We start from the raw sequence: 20,262 nt of genomic DNA, 5'->3' as shown, positions 1-20,262 counted from the left end.
GTCCCCGCTCAGTTGGCGGCCGCGGCGCGGCCTTCGGTGGCGGCCTGGTTCCAAGCCTCGTCGAGCGATTGCTTCCCCTCTTCGACGCGGCCGAGTGCGTGCCCGTACACCGGCCGCACCTCACCGTCGCGCAGCCCGCGGTAGTTCGGCCGCAACGCCTCGGCGGACGCGGCGAAGATCTCGCCGATCGGCGCACCGCTGAAATACGGGCTGGTGTGGGAAAGCACGGCACTGTCCTGGTAGGCGCCCAGCGCGCTCGGCAGCAATCCGCTCTCCAGGAAGATCCGTTTCTGCTGTTCGGGGGCGGTGAGCCAGACGGCGAGGTCGTAGGCCTCCTTGCGGTGCGCGCCCTGCTTCGGGACGGTCAGGAACGAACCGCCCCAGTTGCCCGCCTTGCCCGGAACCGAGGTGACGTCCCATTTTCCGGCCAGCTCCGGGCCGCCCGCCTCCTGGATCTGGGTGAGCATCCAGGCGGGACAGGTGATGGCGGCGAACCGGCTCTGCTTGATCGCCACCGTCCACGGCTGGGTGAAGGTGGTGACCGCCGCGGTCTCTTTCTTCAGCGCCATCCCGCCCGCGAGCTCGAAGGCCTTGCGCACGTTGGGATTCGTGTCGGCGATGAACTTGTCGTCCTTGGAGAAGTAGTTCTCCTGCGCCTGGTTGAGCATCGCCGTGTAGACGGTGCCCGCCGAGTCGGCGAACTTGACGTCGTCCGGTGCCTTGGCGCTGAACCGTTCCCCGGTCTCGGCGAACTTCTCCCAGGTCGGCCACAGCGCGGCCACCTGGTCGCGGTCGGTCGGCAGCCCGGCGTTCGCGAACAGGTCACGGCGGTAGCAGAGCGCGAGACTGCCCATGTCGGTGCCGAGGCCCATCACGAACTTCCCGCCCTCGGCGGTGCCCTGATCCCATTTCCAAGCAGGCCAGTGCTCGCGGAGACCCTGCGCGCCGAACTCGGACAGATCGCTGAACTTGTCCGTCGACTGGCGGAACTTGGGAAGGTACTGCTCTTCGATCGCCACCACGTCGGCACTGCCGCGTCCGGCGCCGAGCCCGGTGGCCAGCTGCCGGTGGTGCGTCTCGAAGTCGGCGACCCGGCCTTCGACGGTGATGCCCGGATGGGCCTTTTCGTAGTCGTCGAAGAGTTTTTCGTACCCGAACTCGCCGAAGGTGGCGACGGTGAGCTTGATCGGGCCGCCGGTTTCCGGCGTGCCGGAACAGCCGGCGAGCAGCAGCACGAGGGCCGTCAATCCGGCCAGTACGCGGGTCATGGTTCTCCTCGATCGTGCGGTCACGCGAGTCGTCTCGGCAGCTGATCGCCGACGGTCAGCCGGGAATCGGCGTGCAGTTTGGTCAGCACCCTGGACACCAGCGACTGCACCGTCCTCCTCGGAAGGCTCAGCTCCGCGGCGATCTCCGGGTTGGACAGTTTCGCCGCCACCAGCCGCGCGACCCGAAGTTCGAGCGGCGACAGAGCCCCGCTGTGCCGGGGACCCCGTTCCGCGCGGCTCAAGACGCCGTAGCGGCGCAGCCTGCTTTCCGCGCGGCGGATGCTCCAGGTGGCACCGACCGGCCCGAGCACTTCGCACGCCTCGGTGAGCGAACGGGTCGCCTCTTCGAGGTACCCGGCGCGGCCGAGCAGTTCGGCGGCGTCTTCCAGGGCGGCCGCCAGTTCGATGGGACGACGGACCTCGCGGTAGTGATCGGCCGCGGCCCGCATGCCTTCGGGATCGCCGTCGAGCAGCGCCCGGCACCGCAGGGCGGCGGCGGTCGCCCTCGCCGGCACGGTCTCCTGGCTCGCCTCTTCGGCGCAGACGGCGAGCGCTTCCTGCGCGACGGCGTCGTTCCCGGCGGCGATCGCGACGCGGACGACGTCGGGAAGCCATTGGTGGCGCAGCATCATCCGGGCGTAATCGGGGCGCAGCACCGGTGCGAACAGCCGCAGCGCGTCGTCGAGCTCGCCGCGTTGTTCGGCGGCCATCGCCTGTGCCGCCAGGTAGAAGTCGCAGCTCTCGCGTTCGGACGAGTTCGACGGCGAATGCGCCTCGGCCGCTTCCAGATGAGCTCGGACGGCGACGCGTTCGTCGCGATGGCCCGCGATGAGCGCAGCGACCCCGTGCAGCAGCAGGGCGGCGGCACCCGGCTCGCGCACGCCGTAGAAGGTGATCGCCGGACCGTCCTCGGTGACCGAGTCCAGCTCCGCCAGCGCCTCGTCCCAGCGCCCGGTCCAGTAGTAGTGCACGGCCGCCGAGACCTGCGGACCGGTCGGCAGACCGTGCCGCGCCGCGGTCTCGTACCCGGCGTGCAGCGTGGCGTCGGCCTCGGCGAGCCGGTCGAGGTTCTGCAAGGTGAAGAGCCGGTTGTCGAGCAGATCGAACCGCAGCGTCGCCAGGTCCGCCTCGTGGCCCGCGGTCTCCAGCGCGGCGTCGATCGCGGTCAGCGCCCGGTCGTGCTCCCGGCGGATCGAGTGCACCAGCCACAACGTCTGCTGCGCGTGCGCGGCGGGGTAGCGCTCACCCGCTTCGGTCGCCTCGGTGTGCAGGCCTCGCGCGATCCGTTCGGTCTCGTCGAGATCTGACAGGTCTCCACGGCGGAAGTTGGCGAGCAGCGTCCGGGTGCTGGTGCGCCAGAGTTCCGGGATCGACGGATCGTCCGCGGTGTCACCGAGCGCCTCGATCGCGCCGGGCGTGTCGCCCCGGCGGTAGCGCAGCGCGGCCAGGAAATGCCGCATCTGCGCCAGATCCGCCTTGTCCACGACGGTCTTCACCGCCTCCTCGGCTTCGGCCTCGGGGGTGAGTTCGAGCCGGAACAGCACGCGGACCAGCGCGGCGATCAGCGTCTCCCGTTGCTCACGGGTGGGCACCGCGCTGTCGAGCGCGCCGCGCAGCAGGTCGGCCGCGATATGCGGGGCGCGGTTGGACACCGCGACGTGGTTCGCGGTGAGCCAGCCCGCCAGCCACGGGTCGAACGGCACCGGTCCGGCGGCCAGCTGTTCGGCGACCCGTTTGACCGGCGCGCCCGCCCGCGCGAGCGATTCGGCGGCGCACCGGTGCAGCCCGGCCCGGACCGGTTCGTCGATGGCGCCGTAGAGCGCCTGCCGCTGGAACGGATGGTGGAAGGCGAGTTTGTCGCCGGCGTACTCGATGACGCCCGCGGTGATGGCGGGCTCCAGCTCCTGCAGCACCTCGAGCGGGCTCTTGCCCGCCAGCGTGGCGATGTCCTCGACGGCGAACTCCGCGCCCAGCAGGGAGGCGGTGCGCAGGATCTCGGTCGTGGCGGGGTCGAGGGTCTCCAACGTCCTGGCCACGGCCGCGAGCAGCGACCGTGGCGCGTTCTCGGTGCCGTCCAGCGTCACCTCGGCCACACCCGCCGTGATCCGCACCGCGCCGCTCCGGACCAGGTCGTGCGCGACTTCCCTGGCGTAGAGCGGATTCCCGGCCGCCCGCCGGATCAGCGGGCGCAGGCTCGGCCCGAGCTTCGCCGCGAGGATCGTCTCGAACACGGCGGCGATGTCGTCGTCGGTCAGCACCTCGACCGGCATGATCTCGCCGTCCCTCGCTTCGACCCCGCGACGCAGCTGGGCCAGATCCCGGCGGCCGTGCCCGGTGCGCGTGGCGGCGACCAGCAGCAACGGCAGCTGGCGGGTGGCGGCGGCCAGCCGCTGCCACAACAGCACACTGGCCTCGTCCGCCCAGTGGAGGTCGTCGATCACCAGGACCAGCGGGCCCGCCGCGCAGGTCTCGTCGACCAGGGTCAGCAATTTGTCCACAGTGGACAAGATCGGGTCGGTCGGGCCCCAGTCCCCGTGCGCGGGTTCGGCGTGCAGCTCACCGGCCAGCTTGGCCTTGGCCGGATCCGCCGCGCCGTGGTGCACGCCGAGGCATTCCATGATCACCTGCAGCGGGAACCGTTGCTGCAGCTCGTCGGCCGCGGTCCAGGCGAGCTGGCACCCGCGCGCCGCGGCACCGGCCAGCCCGGCGATCAGCAGCTCCGATTTGCCGATACCCGGTTCGCCTTCGAGCCAGACCGGGCGGCCACGGCCGGCGAGCACGTCGGTGACGAAGCCGTCCAGCCGCTCGACCTGCCGGGTACGGCCGGGCAGGTGGCCGTGTCCGCCGCGCTCGATCGCCTTGGCCACCGGCGGCGGCACGACGCGGACCGGCACCGGTTTCGGCGCGGTGACGGGCTTTTCGCTGCCGTCGAGGATGCGCTGGTGCAGATCCCGCAGCGGGGCGCCGGGTTCGACGCCGAGTTCGTCGCGGAGGATCCGTCTCGCCTCGCGATACGCGCCGAGCGCCTCGATCTGGCGCCCGCTGGCGTACAGGGCGCGCATGAGCGTCTCGTGCAGGGATTCGCGCAACGGATGCCGCTGCACCAACGCGGTCAGCTCGGCCACCACTTCACGGTGGTCGCCGATGCCGAGCAAGGCGGTGGCGCGCAGTTCGGCGGCGGTGAGCTGGAGTTCGGCGAGCCGGACGCGTTCCGCTTCGGCGAACGGGCCCGGCACGCCGGAGTAGGCCTCGCCGCGCCAGAGACCGAGCGCGGAGGTGAGCCGCGCGGCCGCGCTGCGCTGATCGGCGTGTGCCGCTTTGGCGGCCGCGACGTCCTTTTCGAACCGGTGGACGTCGAGCGCTTCACCCTCCAGCCGCAGCGAGTAACTCGATCCGGACGAACGCAGGATTCCGTGCGCGTCCCCGCCCGCCTTGCGGATCGCCCCGCGCAGGCCGGAGACGTAGGTGTGGACACTGCCGGTGGCGCTGGCGGGCGCCGACCCACCCCAGACGTCCGAGATCAGCTCGCCGAGGGAGATCGCCTGGCCGCGCCGCGTCGCCAGGGTGGCGAAGACCGCGCGCTGGCGGGCGGGCCCGAGCTTCAGCTCGACGTCGTCGAGCCAGGCACGAGGCGGCCCGAGCAGCTCGACGCGCAGCCCGTTCGTCACGCCGGCTCCATTTCTCGTCTTACAGCGAAAGTGGCCGGATCACTGATGTGTGTCCCCGCAGTTTAGGACGTCCTCGGTGCGCTCGGGTTGCGCACCCGGGCGAGTGCGTGCAGCGGAGTGCACCAGGGCTGGGTGGGCCAGGAGGGCGCGGCGGCCGAGCCGGGCAGCAGCAGCGCGGCGAGCTCGCCGGTCAGCTCCTCGTGCTGCTCCTCGGTGAGATTCCGTTGGTGGGAAAGCACATCGAGTAGTTCGACGGCGGTCCCGGCGGACAGCGCGCGGACGTTGTCGAGGACCCAGCGGGGGATCCAGGGCGCGGTCAGCTCGTCGCCCGCCTGGAGCAGCTGTTCGGCGACACGATCCGCGGGCGCGCCGGAGTCCGCCATGGTCGTGGCGATCTCCTGGTGCAGCACGGCGCGGATGGCGGGCGGCGTGTTCGAGGCGAACACCGCTCGAACGAGCGGAACGCGGAAGCGCAGGCGGTCTCCCTCGGCTTCGAGAACGTGCGCGGCGAGCGCCTCCTCGACCGCCCCGGCGAGCGACCGCGGTTCGCGGCCGGTGACGCCCGCCAGATCCGCGACGGTGAACGACGAGCCGAGCAGCGCGGCGGAGTTCAGCGTTCGCTTGCCCGGCACGGAAAGCGTGGCGAGATGATCCTCCACCACGGCGGCGAGCCTGCCGTGCGGCGCGGTGTCCGGCTCGTGGCCGTCGGCGAACTCGGCGAACAACTCGCGCAGATAGCCGGCGTTCCCGGCGGTGTACTCGGCGGCGAACCGGAGGAAATCCTCGCCTGGAGCCCTGGCCAGGGTCTCTTCGGCGAGCGCGGCGACGGCCGGGCCGTCGAACGGCGGCAGCGGGACGATCTCGCCGTCGAACTCCGAGCGGAGGACGTCGAGCGTGCGGCGCCGGGGGAGCGGGCGCGCCGAGCCGATCAGCAGCAGCGGCAGGTGCGCGGTGAGCCGGTGAAGCCGCTGCCAGGCGAGCAGGCTTTCCTCGTCGGCCCAGTGCAGATCTTCGAAGACGAGCACCTGAGGCCCGTCTTCGCACAGTTCGGTGACCGTTTTGCCGAGATCGTCGAGCGCCGCGGCGCCGAGGCAGTCGGCGATGAGGCTCATCGGGACCGCGCCGCTCAGCTCGTCGGCCACCACCCAGCGTGTCCTGTTCCTGGCCGTGGCCAGCGCCTCGGCCAGGAACGCGCTCTTGCCGCCGCCCGCTTCGCCGTCCAGCCAGACCGTTCCGCCGCGGCCTTCGTCCAGCAGCGCGGAGAGGTGCCGTCGCAGGCGGCCGAGCTCGAACTCCCGGCCGACGAAAGCGGACGGCCGGGCGGGGACGGCGTGCGTCCGATCGGGACGTTCCGGCCGGCCGTGCAGTGCCGGATCGTCGTCCAGGATCCGCCGCCGCAGGTCCAGCAGCTCCGGGCCGGGTTCGAGGCCGGACCGCTCGATGATCGTCTCGCGGGCGCGGTCGAACGCGGCCAGGGCCTCGGCCTGCCTCCCGGACCGGAACAACGCGGTGATCAGCATGCGGTGCAGGCCTTCGCGCAGCGGATGACGCTCGACCAACACGGCGAGCTCGTCCACGAGTTCGCGATGCTCGCCGAGCCGCAGCGCGACCTCGGCCTGACGTTCGAGCGCGCTCAGGCGAAGTTCGTTCAGCCGGGCACGCTGGGTCTCGGCGAACGGGCCGGGGATCCCGTCGAGCGCGGAGCCCCGCCACTGCCCGAGCGCGGACCGCAGCGACTCCAGCTCCCGCTGGTGCGCGCCATCGAGCCGGTGCGCGCGGGCACGATCCAGCTCGGCTTCGAAGACGTGGACGTCGACCTGCTGCTTCGGCAGGTCTAGGCGGTAGCCGGCGCGGCTGGCGACGAGGGGTTCGCCGGCAGGCTCCAGCGCGCGGCGCAGCGCCGAGACGTAGGTGTACACGATGCCGGTGGCGCTGTCCGGAGGCCGCTCGCCCCAGACGGCGTCGATGATCTCCCGGCGGGAGACGAACCGGCCGGCGTGCAGCGCGAGCGTGGCGAACACCGCCTGCCGCTGGGCAGGACCCAGCGCGATCTCGCCGTCGCCGTGGCGGGCGGGGGAACCGCCCAGCAGCCGCACCGTCAGCGAGGAAACCTCGTCCATGACCTGCCGCCTGCGCTTCCGACCGCCGAAAAAGAGTGTCCCGCCCGGCGAAAAGCCTAGTGGCGCCGATGTGGGTTTCGCAATCAATCGGACACTCACCGTGTGGGTTTGGCCGGCCATGACCGGATTTCGCCGTCCCTTGGACTATCGGATGTCCGTTCATGTGGTTTTCCGCCGCCCGGACGGGTGACGGGCGAGTGGGCAAAGCCGGGCGTTCGCAGGGGCAAAGAGTCGTCCGGCGCTGGTGGCGGGCATACGTGGCTGTGCATGCTGTGCCGGTGAGCCAGGATCAGGAGCTGTTCGCCGGTGATGTCCTGCTCAGTCTCGCCCAGAACGGCAGGCTGGTCGTCGACGCCGACGTGGCGGAAGCCCGCGTCGCCGAACTTCGCCGGACGCTGGCGTACGGCTACGCCCTCCTCGCCGACCCGGACTACACCGGCCCCGAGGGCAGGCTCCGCGAGCTCCTGGACGAGCTGCCCAAGTACGTCGAGGCGTTTCAGCAGGCCACGAAGTCCTTCACGCCTCGTTGAGGTCTCGTGGAGACTTCGTGAAGAGCTCCTTCGCAGACTGTGTCCCATCCATCCGACTGGGGCCGCGGACAAGCGGAGGGGACGAAGTGGACACGGAAACCCGACAGATCACCGTGGCGGTGCACGCGCCCGATCCGATCACCACGGCGGGCCTGGCCAGCCAGCTGGGCACGCAGCAGGGGATCGACATCCGGGACTGGGAGCGGCGCGCCGAGACCGATGTACTGGTGTTCGCCGCCGAATGCCTGACGCCGGAGATCGTGCTCTGGCTGCGGAGGCTCGCCGCCGAGGACGGCAAACCGGTGGTGCTCGTGGTGAGCCAGATCAGCGAAGCGGAGCTCGTGCCCGCCATCGAATGCCGGGTGGTGGCGGTCCTGCCGCGGTCGGCCACGACCGGCGAACGGCTGGCGCACGCGGTCCGCGCGGCGGCCACCGGCGGCGGGGTGCTCCCGCCGAGCCTGCTCGGCGAACTGCTCAAACACGTCGAACGCCTGCAGCGCGAGGTGCTCGACCCGATGGGCGTCAACACCGCCGGGCTCACCACGCGGGAGATCGACGTGCTGCGGCTGATGGCCGAGGGCAAGGACACCGTGGAGATCGCCGGTGAGCTCAGCTACTCGGAACGCAGCGTGAAGCACATCATCCAGGGCATCACCGGACGGCTGAAGCTGAAGAACCGTCCGCATGCCGTCGCGTACGCCGTACGGGCCGGGGTGATCTAGCCTCACGGTTCGCCAGGCGTTCGGCGACGACGGCCAGTTCGAGCGGCTGGTCTCGTTCGCGGGCCAGCCAGAGGCATTCGTCGGCGGGTTCCTCACCGAGGCAGGCCCGGACCAAGTGACGATGCAGCAACACGCGTCCCGTCGGCATCGCGGCGGCGAGTGCGTTCAGCGCGTCGAGCGCCTGCTTCGCCGACGCCCGGTCGTTCCTCCGCAACGCGAGCTCGGCGAGATCGGCCCAGGCGATGTCCGTGCCGACGGCGAGCCCGCGGGTCGCCGCGTGGAGGCGCCGGGTGGCCCGGTCGGTTTCACCCACCGCGATGTCGACGCGGGCTTCGGCGATGTCGAGCAGATGAGCCAGCGTCGGGGCCGTGGCGCGGGCGGCGGTCAGCAGTCGCTGTGCCTCGGTGGGCCGCCCCTGTGACAGCAGGACCGACACCGTCGACAGATACATCGCGGACGCGCCGATGTCATGGCCGGGCCCGGAACGGCCGGCCAGGCTTCGGTGCGCGAAGTCGATCGCCAGAGCGGGCCGTCCGCGCATGGCGGCGAGCAGCGAACGTTCGCTGTCCCGCAGGCCGGATTCGGGGAAGGCCTCGTCGGCGAGCAGCTTTTCCGCGCGTGCTCGCTCACCCAGCACCAGCAACGCGGCGACGTACGAGGTGATCTGGTCGTTCAGGTGTCGCGGTACCGTCCTCGACGGCCACCACTCGCGCTCGGTCAGATTCGCGCCGAACCGCGCGGAACGGCCGTCCCAGAGCTCGGCCAGGCCGCCGTAGAGCTCGCCCAGCCAGGAATCGTTCCCCGCCAACAGTTCGGCCGCTTCCGTCCACCGGTCCCGCAGGCACAGCGCGATCGCGCGCGAGACCATCGAGTCGGCTTCCACGCGTGCCATCCTGAGCGGCCGGGACGGTGGCGACGTGCCGGGCGGCCGGGGTCGGCCCGTATGGACGCGGGGTCCGCCCGAAAGCCGTCAGACGGCCAGCGGGCCGAAGACGAGGGTGCCCGGTGCCTCCGCGTCGTCACCCGCCCAGAACTCCAGCCACAGCGCGGCGAACTCGTCCCGGGACAGCATCCCGTCGCCGTCGGAGTCCAGCAGCGGGAAGGTGGCGTCGGTGTCGGTGGGGCGGCCGTTCCACACCTCGATCATCTGGTGGTACTCCGCCGCGGAGATCAGGCCGTCGCGGTTCTCGTCGACCGCTTCGAACATCGCGTCGGCCGTGGCGGTCACGGCCTCCGGCGTGTCCGGGAGCTTGTCGACCACCATCAGCACTTCGTCCAGGGTGACCTTGTTGTCGCGGTTCAGATCCGAGGCCGCCAGCAACGTCGTCCACCAGCTCAGCATGATGCCGGTCAGCCGCCGTTCGTCACCCGGCCCGCGCCGCCGCGCCCAGCGGTCGGCCAGGGCCTGGAAGTCCTGCTCTTCAAGGAAACCGTCGCCGTCGACGTCCATCGCGGCGAAGACCCCCGACACCTTGCGCCGCTGCAAGTCGCTTGCCATGCGTCCGAACGATAGAACCGGACGCAGTAGCGGAACAGCGGCCATTCAGGGGCACGGGGAACCACGATCGGGGGACCATCGGGCACGATGGGTGGATGGTGGAGATCAGCTTCCTGACCGAGTCCGATCGCGCCTCCTGGGAAGCGCTGGCCCGCGACAACGACGCGTACTTCGCCGTGGAACGGGACGACGACGCCTACGACCGGACCTGGCGGCGCCTGGTCGACGACGGGCAGCCGATCGGGATCACCGCACGGCTGGACGGCGAGCCGGTCGGCTTCGCGCATTATCTGTTCCACGCGGGGGTCTGGGGAGCGCAGCGGTGTTATCTGGCGGACCTGTTCGTCGACGCGGGCGCCCGGCGGCGGGGTGTCGCGGCCGCGATGATCGCGTGGGTGGCGCGGGACGCCGATGAACGCGGTTTCCCCCGCCTGTACTGGAACACGCTGGAGGATTCCCCGGCCCGCGGGCTGTACGACAAGGTGGCCGAGGTCAACGAAGGACTGGTCGTGTACAGCTACCTCCGACGAGGTGTACGGAACGCTCCGCAAGGGTGAGACAACGGCCGAGCCGCGGCAGTGTGGTGGTCGCCGCGCCGTTTCCGTTGGCTGCGAACGGGACATGCCGATTCCGCCCGGGGGAACGCCGGCGATACGCGTACCGTGTGTACCCGTCAGGAGGTGGAGCATGACAGCCGGAATCGAGCGGGCGGCGCACGCCTACTGCCGGGTCTGCCACCCGGATCCCGGCCTCGGCGAGCCGGTCACCGCGCTCTGCGGCGCCACTCATCCGTATTGGGGCCGTCGTGAGCGGCCGGTGAACAACTGCCCGGCCTGTGCGGCGGTCGTCGCCAGGACGGAGTACCCCTGCGGCCACACGGGCGCCGGAAGGTGACGTGGCGGGCGCCACAGCGAATACGCCGTTTTCGCGGCCGGGAGCCGGGTATCCGTCGCGCAACGGACAACGAAGGAGGCTCCGATGAACGACAAGGCCGAGAACAAGATCGACGAACTCAAGGGCAAGGCCAAGGAGGCCGCCGGGAACGCCACGGACAACGAGCAGTGGCAGGCGGAAGGCAAGGCCGAGCAGGGCAAGGCCAACGTCAAGCAGGCGGGCGAGAAGATCAAGGACGCGGTGAAGGGCGTCCGGGACTGACCTCGTGACCGCCGGGGCCCTCCTGCCGAGGCGGGCCCCGGTACGGTCCGGGGCATGGAGTTGCGGGATTTCGACGGCGTCAAGGTACGGCGGCCTTCGGTCGAGCGCGAAGACCTCGAAAGTGAACCAGCCGTCTTCAGCGGCTACTTCGATTTCGACACCGTCCATCTCGACGGCGGTGAGCAGGACGGCGTTCGCGGTGGCGGCGAGATCGCGCACTCCCTCGTCTCGGAAGTGAGCTTGGCGAACGCCAGGCTCGACAGGCTGACGCTCTCCGACGTGGTCCTCGAAGGCGTCGACCTGTCCAACGCGGCGATCCGCGATCTGTCGGCCCGCCGGGTCGAAATCCTGCGCTGCCGGGCGATCGGGCTCGGCGTGGCGATCACCGCCGCCACCGATCTGTACGTCGAGAACGCGCGGTTCGACTACGCGTCGGTGACGGTCGAACGGGTGAAGGGCGCGGTCGTGTTCTCCGGATGTTCGTTCCGGGAGACGGTGTTCTCCGGCGACCTCTCCCGGCTGACCCTCGTCGACTGCGATTTCACCGAAACCGAATTCGCGGCCACCTCCGCGGTGGACTGCGACCTCCGCGGCTCGCGCCTGTCCGGCGTCCGCGGTCTGCTGACCCTGCGCGGCGCGAAGATCACCGATGAGCAGGCCGTCTCGGTGGCCGGGATTCTCGCGGCCGAGAGCGGCCTTTCGGTTCAGCCTTCGGGATAGAAGACGAAGAGCGTGCATCCGGTCGCCGACGCGGGCACGTGCCAGGAGCCGGCCGGAGCGTGCAGGAACGTTCCCGCCGGATAGTCGCGCGCGCCGTCGTTGAAGGTGCCGGAGACGACGAACACCTCTTCGGGGCCCGGTTCATGGACGTCGCGGTGCGGCCACGAGGTGCCGGGATCCATTTCCAGCAGGTTCGCGTGCGCGCCGTCCGTGCCCGTCCACAGTGGACGAAGGCGGATGCCGGGGAAGAGCTCGCGCACGGGGGATTCCTTGACGGAGACGGAAGTGTAGCCCTCTTGGGCGAGGATCTCTGGGTGCATGACCCCATGCTGCCGGGACCGCCGGGCCGTCGGACAGTGTCAGGGAAGACACCATGGGGTACTTTCCTGCCATGCATCGGGTGAGGGCACTGGTGCGGCCGGTGCAGTCGACGTTCGAGCTCGGGATCGCCGCCGAGGTCTTCGGCACGGAGCGGGCCGGGGTGCCGCGGTACTACGAATTCGACGTCTGCGCGGAGGAACCCGGCCCGGTGCCGACCACGGCCGGGTACGCGATGTCCGTGACACGGGGCCTTTCCGCGCTGGCGGACGCCGACACCGTGCTCATCCCCGGCTGGTCCCCGGTGGAGGCACCGCTGTCGGCGCCCGTGCGCCGGGCGCTCCTGCGCGCGCACGCCAGGGGAGCGCGGCTCGTCACGATCTGCTCCGGTGTTTTCGCGCTGGCCCGTACCGGGCTGCTCGACGGCAGGTCGGCGACCACGCATTGGGCGCGCGCCGCTCAGCTGCGGGAGGAGTTCCCGCTGATCAAGGTGGAACCGGACGTGCTCTACGTGGACCACGGCGACGTCGCCACGAGCGCCGGGGCGGGCGCGGGGATCGACCTCTGCCTGCACCTCGTCCGGCGTGACCACGGTGCCGCGCACGCCGCCCTCGTCGCCCGGCACATGGTGATGCCGCCGCATCGCGACGGCGGGCAGGCGCAGTTCGTCCCGGCCCCGCCGCCCGGCGACGAGCTGGACGGTCTCCTTGAGTGGGCGGGCACCCGCCTCGGGACGCCGTTGTCGGTGGGCGATCTGGCCGCATACCTCAACGTTTCGCCGCGCACGCTGGCCAGGCGCTTCGCCGATCAGCTCGGCACGACGCCGGGTGCGTGGCTGCTGACCCGCCGGGTGACCGAGGCGCGCACCCTGCTGGAGGAGACCGGCCTGCCGGTGGACGTGATCGCGGCCCGCGTCGGGCTGGCGTCGGCCGTGAACCTCCGCCGCCGCTTCCGCGATCAGGTCGGTACGACGCCGGGCGCGTACCGGCGCGCGTTCCGGGGACCGGTTTCGCCTTGAGCGGAACGGCGTACGCGGGCCCCGGCCCGGATGTCACGATGACCGTATGGCGGACATCCTCCCTTTCCAGCAGAAGCGTCCCGAGCCGGAACCGCTGTGGCGTGACGTGCTGGGCCGGAGCCTGCGCGCCGCGCGGGAGGAACAGGGCGGCCGCCTCGTCGACGTCGCCGAACGCGCCGGGATCTCGCCGCAGTACCTCTCCGAGATCGAGCGCGGCCGGAAGGAGCCGTCGAGCGAGATGATCGCCGCGGTCACCGGCGCGCTCGGGCTCGACCTGGCGGACCTGCTCTTCGGGATCGCGGGCACGATCAGCCGGGGCGGCAGCACGGGCCTCGCGGTCGGACGGCGTCCGCGAGGGCCCGTGCTCATGGCCGCCTAAGCACGTTCGTCGAGGACGCGGTCCGCCAGCCCGTAGGCGACGGCGCCCGCCGCGTCGAACACGCGGTCCCGGTCGGTGTCGTGACGCAGATCCGAGACAGCGCGGCCGGTGTGGGCGGAAAGGATCTCCTCCAGCTGCGTCCGCACCCGCACGACCTCGTCGGCCTGCAGGATGAGGTCCGGGATCGTGCCGCGACCCTGCGCCGCGGGCTGATGCAGCACCACCCGCGTGTGCGGCAGCACGAACCGGTGCCCCGCCTCGCCCGCCGCCAGCAGGATCGCGCCCGCCGCGACGGCCTGGCCGACACAGGTCGTCGCCACCGGCGCCTTGATGAAGCGCATGGTGTCGTACAGCGCGAGCATCGCCGACGGGTCGCCGCCCTCGGTGTTGATGTAGAGGTTGATCTCCTGCTCGGGGTTGTCCGCCTCCAGGTACAGCAGCTGCGTGATCAGGGCGTTCGCCACCCCGGAGTCGATCGCGGTCCCGAGGTAGATGATCCGCTCCGACAACAGATGCGAGTAGACGTCCATGATCCGCTCGCCGGCGGGACTGCGGGAGATGACGTTGGGGATGGTGTAGGTGCTCATGCGCCCGCACCCCTTTCCGTGCCGAGGCCGAGTTTGTGGGTGCGGACGGGGACGACCTGGTCGAGGCTTTCGACGATGTGGTCGATGAAGCCGTATTCGCGGGCCTGCTCGGTGGTGAACCAGCGATCGTGCAGCGAATCGGCGAAGATCCGGTCGATGGGCTGCCCGGTGTCGTCGGCGATGAGCCCGAGCACGGTGTCCCGCGTGTAGCGCAGATCGTCCGCCTGCACCTCGACCTCGACGGCCGAGCCGCCGATACCCGCCGAACCCTGGTGCATCAGGATCCGCGCGTGCGGCAGGGCGAACCGTTTGCCCGGGGTGCCCGCCGAGAGCAGGAACTGCCCGGCACTGCACGCCAGCCCCAGCGCGAGAGTCGCGACGTCGCACGGCACGAGCCGCATCACGTCCCGGATCGCCAGCATCGACGGGACCGATCCGCCCGGCGAGTGGATCCACAACGCGATGTCCTTGCGCGGATCCTCGCTCGCCAGTGACAGCAGCTGGGTGGTGAGGACCGTCCCGTTGTCGTCGTCGAGCGGGCCGTCGAGGACCAGCACACGCTGGCTGAAGAACCGTTCCCGTTGCCGTTGGTCGAAGAGTGGCTGCTTCTCGTTGTCGCTCATGCCCCGACCATGCCGCCGTCGCCCGGCCGGCCGCCGGTTTCTCTGCTGTGAGCGGATCAGCCCACAGCAGGGCGTTTCGCCGGGACGAACCACACGGTGACGGTCAGGAGCATGGCGAAGACGATGACGACGAGGTCGAGGGTGAGCCCCGGTTGCAGGGCAAGGCCCAGGTACTCCGCCTCACCCAGCGCCTTCAGCAGAAGCAGGCTGAGAAGCGCCAGACCGCCGCCGATGGTGATCATGACCTGCCCACGCCGGACGTTGGCGAGCAGGAGCCCGCCGCCGGCCACCGAAAACACACCCGACAAGACGAAGGTGACCTGGCAGAGCAGCAGTGGCACCCAATGCCCGTCCAACAGGTACGCGTGGTGGACCAGCATCGCGTCCGCCAGCACGAAGAAACCGAAGAGCATGCTCGCCACCCCGGCCAGCACCGCGAAGACCGACGGCGGTGTCAGGCCGGGACGCGTCGGCGGGATCGGCACCGGCGTTTCGATCCCGCTCGCGGCCTGGGCCAGCAATGGGAACGCGTGGTCCGGCAGCATGCGCGCGTGCGGCGCTTTCGCCAGCAGCCCGCGCAGCACGTCCGCGAGCGGGCGGGGCGTCCGGTCGATGGCGGGCTGTTCGTTGACGACGGCGTACAGCGTGGCCGCGACGTTGGCCCGCTGGAAGAAGTTCCCGCCTTCGCTCGCGCTGAGCAGTGTCACGCCGAGCGACCAGAGGTCGGAATGCGGTGTGCCGTCGTGCCCGGCGATCGTTTCGGGGGCGAGGAAGGCCGGTGTGCCCGCCGGATCCAGTGCCTTGGCGATTCCGAAGCCGGTCAGCTTCACAGTGCCGTCGGGACCCACCAGGATGTTCGCGGGCCGCACGTCCCCGTGCACGACGCCCGCCGTATGCGCGGCGGCGAGCGCGCCGAGCACCTTGCCGCCGATGTCGGCCACGAACCGCGGCGGCAGCGGGCCCGCGGACGCGAGGTCCTCCAGGATCCGCCCCTCCACCGGATCCATCACGATGAACGCGCTTCCGTCCGCCACCACGACATCGCGGACGGGCACCACCGACGGGTGATCCACCGTGACGAGGGCTTCCTCCTTCAGTCGCTCCACACGAGCGGGCTCGTGCGTGGGAAGCGGCAGCTCCTTGATCGTGACCCGCGGCCCGTCCGGCCCGTCCTCGCCGCGCCACAGCACGGCCGTCCCGTCGCCACCCAGCTTCTCGAGCAGGATGTAGCGCTCGGCGATCGTGCTGGAAACTGCCGTCACAGTGGGGCTCCTCGAATCGTGAAGGGTCTCCGAGGCACGCTAACCAGGGCTCATGACAAAACGATGAAATGGCCGTTCATCCATAAAGGACCGGTGCGGCTGGATATATTCACAGTCATGCTGACCTTGGCGGCGCTGGTCGAGGACCCGGCCCTGGAACTGCGGGTGGTCGTCCCCGGCCGCGACGGGGCGCTGGCCGGGCAGGTGCTGTGGGTGCACAACACCGAGCTCCCGGACCCGGGACCGTACGTGCGCGAGCACGAGGTCGTGCTGACCAACGGCCTGTGGCTGGACCGGGTCGATCCGGCGGATTTCGTCGCGAGGGTGGTCGGCGCCGGAGCGGCGGGGATCATCTTCGGCCTGCGCGTGGAACAACGCGAGACCCCTGCCGCGCTCGCCGACGCCTGCCGGGAAGCCGGGTTGCCGTTGCTGGAGATCTCGGTGGCGGTGCCGTTCACGGCGGTCACCCGCGCGGCCGCGGCGATCCAGGCCACTGACCGGCAGAACGCGCTGATGTCGTTGGTGCGCCGAGGCGACGAGCTGACGTCGGCGCTGTCGAGGGGAGCGGGCGCGTCCGGGGTGCTCGCGGTCCTCCGCCGTGAGCACGAACTCCCGCTGGCGGTCGTGGACCGGATGGGCCGGGAACTGGCCTCCGCCGGCGCCGAACTGGACGCCGGGCAGACGCGCGCCGCGGCCGAGGCACTGGCCGGGCATCCGCCGCCGCTGGAGGCGGATCTCGGCGCGGGCACGCGGGCGGCGTTGTTCCCCGTCGGCGCCATCGGGGACGCCGACGCGGCGCTGCTGTGCCTGCGTCCCGCGGCGGAGCTGACGCGCGGGGAGCGGGACGCGCTGGAGCAGACCGCCCGCTACCTCAGCCTGGAGGTGGCCAGGCACCAGGCGGTGCAGGCGATCGAGATGCGGTTCGCCGTCGAACTGCTGGACATGGTGCTCTCCGGCGCGCAGCGTGCCGCGGAAGTGCCCGGCAGGCTGCGGGCTTTCGGGGTCGATCCGGACGGGCCGCTGGCGGTGATCGCGCTGGCGTTCGCGGGGGATGGAGCCGCGACCCCGCCGGGGATGGCCGAGGCCGTGACGGACTTCCTCCTGGCGGACGGGCTGCCCGCGGTCGTGGCGGCGGGCAGCCAGGACGTCGTCGCGGTACTGCCGTTCCGTTCGGGAAGGCAGTCGCCCGCGGCCTTCGCGCCGCGGCTGGCGGCGGCGGTGTCGCACCGGCTTTCCGGTGGGCGCGTGGTCGTCGGGCTCGCCGACCCCGCACCGGACGCGGCCGAACTGCGGATGCCGTTGTCGCGCAGCCGCGAAGCCTGCCGCGTGCTCCGGGGCAGGCGCGGCGGGCCGATCGCGGCGAGTTTCGCCGAGCTGGGCAGCTACCGGCTGCTGCTGGAGTCGCACGACGAGCAGTGGCGGCACACCTTCGCCGACGCCCTGCTCGGACCGTTGCGTGAGCACGACCGCGTCCGCGACGGTGAACTGGAGACGACCCTGCGGGCGTTCCTCGACCACGACGGCCAGTGGGCGGCCACCGCCGCGGCGTTGTTCGTGCACGTCAACACCTTGCGCAACCGGCTGGCCAAGGTCACCGAGCTGACCGGCCGCGACGTCGGGCGGACCGCGGACCGGGTCGACCTGTTCCTGGCGCTCGAAGCGGCTCAGTCCGGATAAATGGCTGGGTCGACTTCGAGGCGCCGTAACGGTTCCACGGGCAAGGTGGGGTCGGCCAGCGCCGCGGCCGCCACGTCGCGGCAGCGGGCGAACCGGACGTCACCGAGCCCGAGTCCGAACTCGATGAGCGAGCGCACGGCCTCCAGCCGACCCGGCCTGCCCGAAAGGAACGGGTGCAGGCACAGGTTGAACAGGCACCGATAACGGCGCATCGCGTCCAGCTCGGCGCGCCACATCTCCAGCACCTGCGTCGGTGAGGTGATCACCGAGCCGATCTGCGGCGCGGGAAGGAACGCGTACTGCTCCCAATCGTCGAGCGACCAGTGCACCGGCAGCTCGGCGATCCGGCCGGCCCCGGTCTCGATCAGATACGGCCGGTCGTCGGCCATCAGCGACGAGTCGTAGCTCAGCCCGTGTTCGGCCACCAGCGCCGGAGTGTCCCAAGTGGACTCCCAGCCCGCCGCGCGATGACCGCTGATCTCGATGCCCTGTGCGGCGAACACCGCCATGCCCCGTTCGAAATCGGCGCGCTGCTCGGCCGCGGTCATCGCGGTCGGCGGCCGGTGGCTGTAGGAATGGTGGGCCACCTCGTGTCCCCGTTCCACGATCGCGGCGGCGAGGCCGGGCCGCTGTTCGGCGACCCAGCCCGGCACGAAGAACGTCGCGGGCACGGCCAGTTCGTCGAGCAGGTCGAGGACGCGCGGCACCCCGACCCTGGGCCCGTACGCCTGATGGGACATGGTCGACAGGTGGTCCGCGTAACCCCGTCCTCGGGCAAGGATCGGGGATTCCGCGTCGACGTCGAAGGTCAGGGTCGCGACCGCGGCCGCGCCGCCGTGCCAGCTTGCTTCCGTCACGCCTGCCGACTCTCCCGCCAACGGCGCGCGTTCGCCACCGTGACCGTCGGGGAGACCATCGCCCGGTCGAACTCGGCCAGCGGTTCCGCCGCCGCGACACGGGCGGGCAGATCGGGGTTGGCCAGCGCGCCGTGCCCGATCGACAGCAGGTCCGCGTGCCCGCCGGTGAGGACCTCGTGGGCCTGCGTGAGGTCGTGCATCCCGCCGTTGGCGATCACCGGCAGCCCAGTGACCTGCCGGGCGAGCGCGGTGATCGTGCCGCCGTCGGCCAGCTTCGCCGTCTCCAGCCAGTTCCGGCCCTCGCTGGCGATGTGGAGGTACTGCGCGCCCGCCTCGGCGACCGCGGCGAAGATCACCTCGGCGTCGGCGCGGCCGCCAGGCCAGCGATAGGTGAAGTCGTTGACCTTGGTCTGCGACAACCGCACGCCGGTCACCAGCTCCGGCACGGCCCCGGCGACGGCGGTCACGACCTGCGCGGTCAGCCGGATCCGGTTCGCGACCGGGCCGCCGTAGGAGTCGGTGCGCTGATTGGTGTAGTCGGTGAGGAACTGGTCGAGCAGGTATCCGTTGGCCGCGTGCACCTCGACGCCGTCGAAGCCGGCCTGGCGGGCACGCACGGCCGCGGCCGCGAAGCCGTCGATGACGTCGTCGATCTCGGCGGTGGTCAGCTCGCGGGGCACCGGCCACGGCCCGGAACCGCCGTACGCGCGCATCTTCTCCCCGCGCGGCTGGACGGCCGACGGACCGACGGTGTTCGGGTGGCCCTGCGCGATGGCCCCGGCGTGCATGAGCTGCGCGATCATCCGGCCGCCCGCCGCGCGGACCCCGGCGGTGACCACCCGCCAGCCCGCGACGTGTTCGTCCCGCGCGAGGCCGGGCTGGTTGAGGTATCCCTGGCTGGCCGCGCTGTCGGGGTAGGTGCCTTCGCTGAACACCAGCCCGAAGCCGCCGCGGGCGAATTCGGCGTAGTAGTCGGCCATTTCGCCGGTCGGGGTGCCGTCGGGCCGCGCGGAGACGCGGGACATCGGGGCGACGGCGTAGCGGTTGCGCAGCGCGAGACCGCCGAGGGTGGCCGGGGTGAGCGCGGGGTGTTCGACGGTGGTCGTCATGACCGGATTCCTCCATTGTGGACGGTTTCGATGGCGAGCGGGGAAAGTCCGGCTTCACTGATCCGGACGAGGTCTTGCGGGCAGGCGGAGACCACGACGACGCAGTCCATCTCGGCCCGCAGGGTCACCGCGTCGCCGGGGCGCGAGTTCGCGGTGAGCCAGTTCAGGCGTCCGTCCTCACCGACCGGGACGCGCATGAAGACGTTGATCGGCTGCGGGGTCGGGCCGGTGAAGCTCAGGCCCTCCGCTGCCAGCGCCTCTTGCAGATTCGCCGCGCAGGACCGATGACCTGGCGCGCCCAGCGCGGTGTACCGGGCCGGGTCACACGCCGGGATGAGCATGTCGTGTTCGCCGGGGGAGGTGTCTTCGACCAACGTCAGGATCGGGCGGCGCAGGTCGGTCAGGAAGGCCTCGCCGACGGCGGGGAACAGCCTGTTGACCCCGGCGCGGGTGTGCGCCGCGCTGTGGTGCTCGGCCAGTTCGGCCTCGCCGCCGTCGCGGAAGGCGAACACGTCCCCGACCTGTCCGCCGTCGACGTCGATCACGCGGATCAGGTCTCCGGCCGCTACGCGGACTGCCTTGGCGGTGCCTGGTGGCACTTCCGTTCTGCTCATGCCCCCAGCAAACAGGGATGGCCCGTCCGCTCGCCATGGAGAAACCTCCATGATCAAGCACTCCAGATAGACAAACATCCAAGTGTTACTCGTCGAACCCTGGAGGTAGTGAAGGCCTCCTTCCCTACCCTGAAGGT

At 71.1% G+C, this 20,262-nt stretch carries 21 protein-coding genes; 9 read left to right on the top strand and 12 right to left on the bottom strand.

Annotated features, from left to right (window positions below; translation table 11 throughout):
- Positions 1–8: 8 nt before the first annotated feature.
- The 3 genes from DMC64_RS21605 to DMC64_RS21595 all read right to left on the bottom strand — a co-directional run bounded on the left by DMC64_RS21605 (position 9) and on the right by DMC64_RS21595 (position 7,056).
- Positions 9–1,268 (bottom strand): ABC transporter substrate-binding protein, encoded by a 1,260-nt coding sequence (locus DMC64_RS21605; protein WP_125734995.1) that lies wholly within the window; start codon positions 1,266–1,268, stop codon positions 9–11.
- A 20-nt stretch (positions 1,269–1,288) separates the two neighbouring features.
- Positions 1,289–4,936, bottom strand: a complete 3,648-nt coding sequence (locus tag DMC64_RS21600; protein ID WP_125734994.1) for a BTAD domain-containing putative transcriptional regulator — start codon at positions 4,934–4,936, stop codon at positions 1,289–1,291.
- 62 nt (positions 4,937–4,998) lie between these two features.
- Positions 4,999–7,056, bottom strand: a complete 2,058-nt coding sequence (locus tag DMC64_RS21595) for a BTAD domain-containing putative transcriptional regulator (protein WP_125734993.1) — start codon at positions 7,054–7,056, stop codon at positions 4,999–5,001.
- Positions 7,057–7,334: 278 nt separating this feature from the next.
- On the opposite strand from DMC64_RS21595, the gene DMC64_RS21590 reads away from it, so the two are divergent.
- Both DMC64_RS21590 and DMC64_RS21585 read left to right on the top strand, forming a co-directional pair.
- Positions 7,335–7,586 carry a hypothetical protein gene (locus DMC64_RS21590; RefSeq protein ID WP_038522963.1) on the top strand — a complete coding sequence of 84 codons (252 nt, stop codon included), beginning with the start codon at positions 7,335–7,337 and terminating at the stop codon, positions 7,584–7,586.
- Between the two features lie 86 nt (positions 7,587–7,672).
- Positions 7,673–8,308, top strand: coding sequence for a response regulator transcription factor (locus DMC64_RS21585; protein ID WP_037345324.1), 636 nt, complete (start codon positions 7,673–7,675; stop codon positions 8,306–8,308).
- Here the strand turns inward: DMC64_RS21585 and DMC64_RS21580 are convergent.
- Together DMC64_RS21580 and DMC64_RS21575 are read right to left on the bottom strand one after the other, a co-directional pair.
- Positions 8,238–9,191 carry a hypothetical protein gene (locus tag DMC64_RS21580; protein ID WP_233629754.1) on the bottom strand — a complete coding sequence of 318 codons (954 nt, stop codon included), beginning with the start codon at positions 9,189–9,191 and terminating at the stop codon, positions 8,238–8,240. The two genes, DMC64_RS21585 and DMC64_RS21580, sit on opposite strands and share 71 nt — an antisense overlap.
- 87 nt (positions 9,192–9,278) lie before the next feature.
- A complete protein-coding gene (locus tag DMC64_RS21575) occupies positions 9,279–9,806 on the bottom strand; it encodes an EF-hand domain-containing protein (RefSeq protein WP_199755051.1) in 528 nt (175 codons plus the stop codon).
- 95 nt (positions 9,807–9,901) lie between these two features.
- On the opposite strand from DMC64_RS21575, the gene DMC64_RS21570 reads away from it, so the two are divergent.
- The 4 genes from DMC64_RS21570 to DMC64_RS21555 all read left to right on the top strand — a co-directional run bounded on the left by DMC64_RS21570 (position 9,902) and on the right by DMC64_RS21555 (position 11,681).
- Positions 9,902–10,363, top strand: a complete 462-nt coding sequence (locus tag DMC64_RS21570; protein WP_125734992.1) for a GNAT family N-acetyltransferase — start codon at positions 9,902–9,904, stop codon at positions 10,361–10,363.
- Positions 10,364–10,493: 130 nt separating this feature from the next.
- Positions 10,494–10,700 (top strand): hypothetical protein, encoded by a 207-nt coding sequence (locus tag DMC64_RS21565; protein WP_125734991.1) that lies wholly within the window; start codon positions 10,494–10,496, stop codon positions 10,698–10,700.
- 84 nt (positions 10,701–10,784) lie between these two features.
- Entirely contained in the window at positions 10,785–10,961 is a 177-nt protein-coding gene (locus DMC64_RS21560; protein WP_034316186.1) for a CsbD family protein, read from the top strand.
- Positions 10,962–11,015: 54 nt separating this feature from the next.
- Positions 11,016–11,681: a pentapeptide repeat-containing protein gene (locus DMC64_RS21555; RefSeq protein ID WP_125734990.1), complete on the top strand. Its 666-nt coding sequence runs from the start codon at positions 11,016–11,018 to the stop codon at positions 11,679–11,681.
- On the opposite strand, the gene DMC64_RS21550 is transcribed toward DMC64_RS21555, so the two are convergent.
- A complete protein-coding gene (locus DMC64_RS21550) occupies positions 11,666–12,001 on the bottom strand; it encodes a cupin domain-containing protein (RefSeq protein WP_125734989.1) in 336 nt (111 codons plus the stop codon). The two genes, DMC64_RS21555 and DMC64_RS21550, sit on opposite strands and share 16 nt — an antisense overlap.
- Positions 12,002–12,072: 71 nt before the next feature.
- On the opposite strand from DMC64_RS21550, the gene DMC64_RS21545 reads away from it, so the two are divergent.
- Both DMC64_RS21545 and DMC64_RS21540 read left to right on the top strand, forming a co-directional pair.
- On the top strand, positions 12,073–13,017 hold the full coding sequence (locus DMC64_RS21545) for a helix-turn-helix domain-containing protein (protein ID WP_125734988.1): 945 nt from the start codon (positions 12,073–12,075) through the stop codon (positions 13,015–13,017).
- A gap of 46 nt (positions 13,018–13,063) precedes the next feature.
- The gene (locus DMC64_RS21540; protein ID WP_037345333.1) at positions 13,064–13,396 is read left to right on the top strand and encodes a helix-turn-helix domain-containing protein; all 333 of its coding nucleotides are present in this window, start codon (positions 13,064–13,066) and stop codon (positions 13,394–13,396) included.
- Here the strand turns inward: DMC64_RS21540 and DMC64_RS21535 are convergent.
- Genes DMC64_RS21535 through DMC64_RS21525 form a run of 3 tightly spaced genes read right to left on the bottom strand, consistent with a single transcriptional unit; the run spans position 13,393 to position 15,868 of the window.
- A complete protein-coding gene (locus DMC64_RS21535) occupies positions 13,393–13,983 on the bottom strand; it encodes a ClpP family protease (RefSeq protein ID WP_016335566.1) in 591 nt (196 codons plus the stop codon). The genes DMC64_RS21540 and DMC64_RS21535 overlap by 4 nt on opposite strands.
- On the bottom strand, positions 13,980–14,606 hold the full coding sequence (locus DMC64_RS21530) for a ClpP family protease (protein WP_073848930.1): 627 nt from the start codon (positions 14,604–14,606) through the stop codon (positions 13,980–13,982). The genes DMC64_RS21535 and DMC64_RS21530 overlap by 4 nt, the downstream gene beginning before the upstream one ends.
- A 56-nt stretch (positions 14,607–14,662) precedes the next feature.
- Entirely contained in the window at positions 14,663–15,868 is a 1,206-nt protein-coding gene (locus tag DMC64_RS21525; protein ID WP_125734987.1) for a serine/threonine-protein kinase, read from the bottom strand.
- A 117-nt stretch (positions 15,869–15,985) separates the two neighbouring features.
- On the opposite strand from DMC64_RS21525, the gene DMC64_RS21520 reads away from it, so the two are divergent.
- A complete protein-coding gene (locus tag DMC64_RS21520; protein ID WP_125734986.1) occupies positions 15,986–17,545 on the top strand; it encodes a helix-turn-helix domain-containing protein in 1,560 nt (519 codons plus the stop codon).
- Here DMC64_RS21520 and DMC64_RS21515 read toward each other — a convergent pair.
- From DMC64_RS21515 to DMC64_RS21505, 3 genes are read right to left on the bottom strand one after another with little or no spacing between them, the layout of a single operon-like run.
- On the bottom strand, positions 17,533–18,402 hold the full coding sequence (locus DMC64_RS21515) for a polysaccharide deacetylase (RefSeq protein ID WP_125734985.1): 870 nt from the start codon (positions 18,400–18,402) through the stop codon (positions 17,533–17,535). The genes DMC64_RS21520 and DMC64_RS21515 overlap by 13 nt on opposite strands.
- Entirely contained in the window at positions 18,399–19,511 is a 1,113-nt protein-coding gene (locus DMC64_RS21510) for a tRNA-dihydrouridine synthase (RefSeq protein WP_125734984.1), read from the bottom strand. Before DMC64_RS21510 ends, DMC64_RS21515 begins: the two co-directional genes overlap by 4 nt.
- Positions 19,508–20,125: a DUF1989 domain-containing protein gene (locus DMC64_RS21505; RefSeq protein ID WP_125734983.1), complete on the bottom strand. Its 618-nt coding sequence runs from the start codon at positions 20,123–20,125 to the stop codon at positions 19,508–19,510. Before DMC64_RS21505 ends, DMC64_RS21510 begins: the two co-directional genes overlap by 4 nt.
- Between the last annotated feature and the right edge of the window lie 137 nt (positions 20,126–20,262).

It is taken from the genome of Amycolatopsis sp. WAC 04197, from assembly GCF_003947475.1.
Taxonomy (GTDB): domain Bacteria; phylum Actinomycetota; class Actinomycetes; order Mycobacteriales; family Pseudonocardiaceae; genus Amycolatopsis; species Amycolatopsis japonica.
This window is presented reverse-complemented; position numbering and strand designations above follow the sequence as displayed.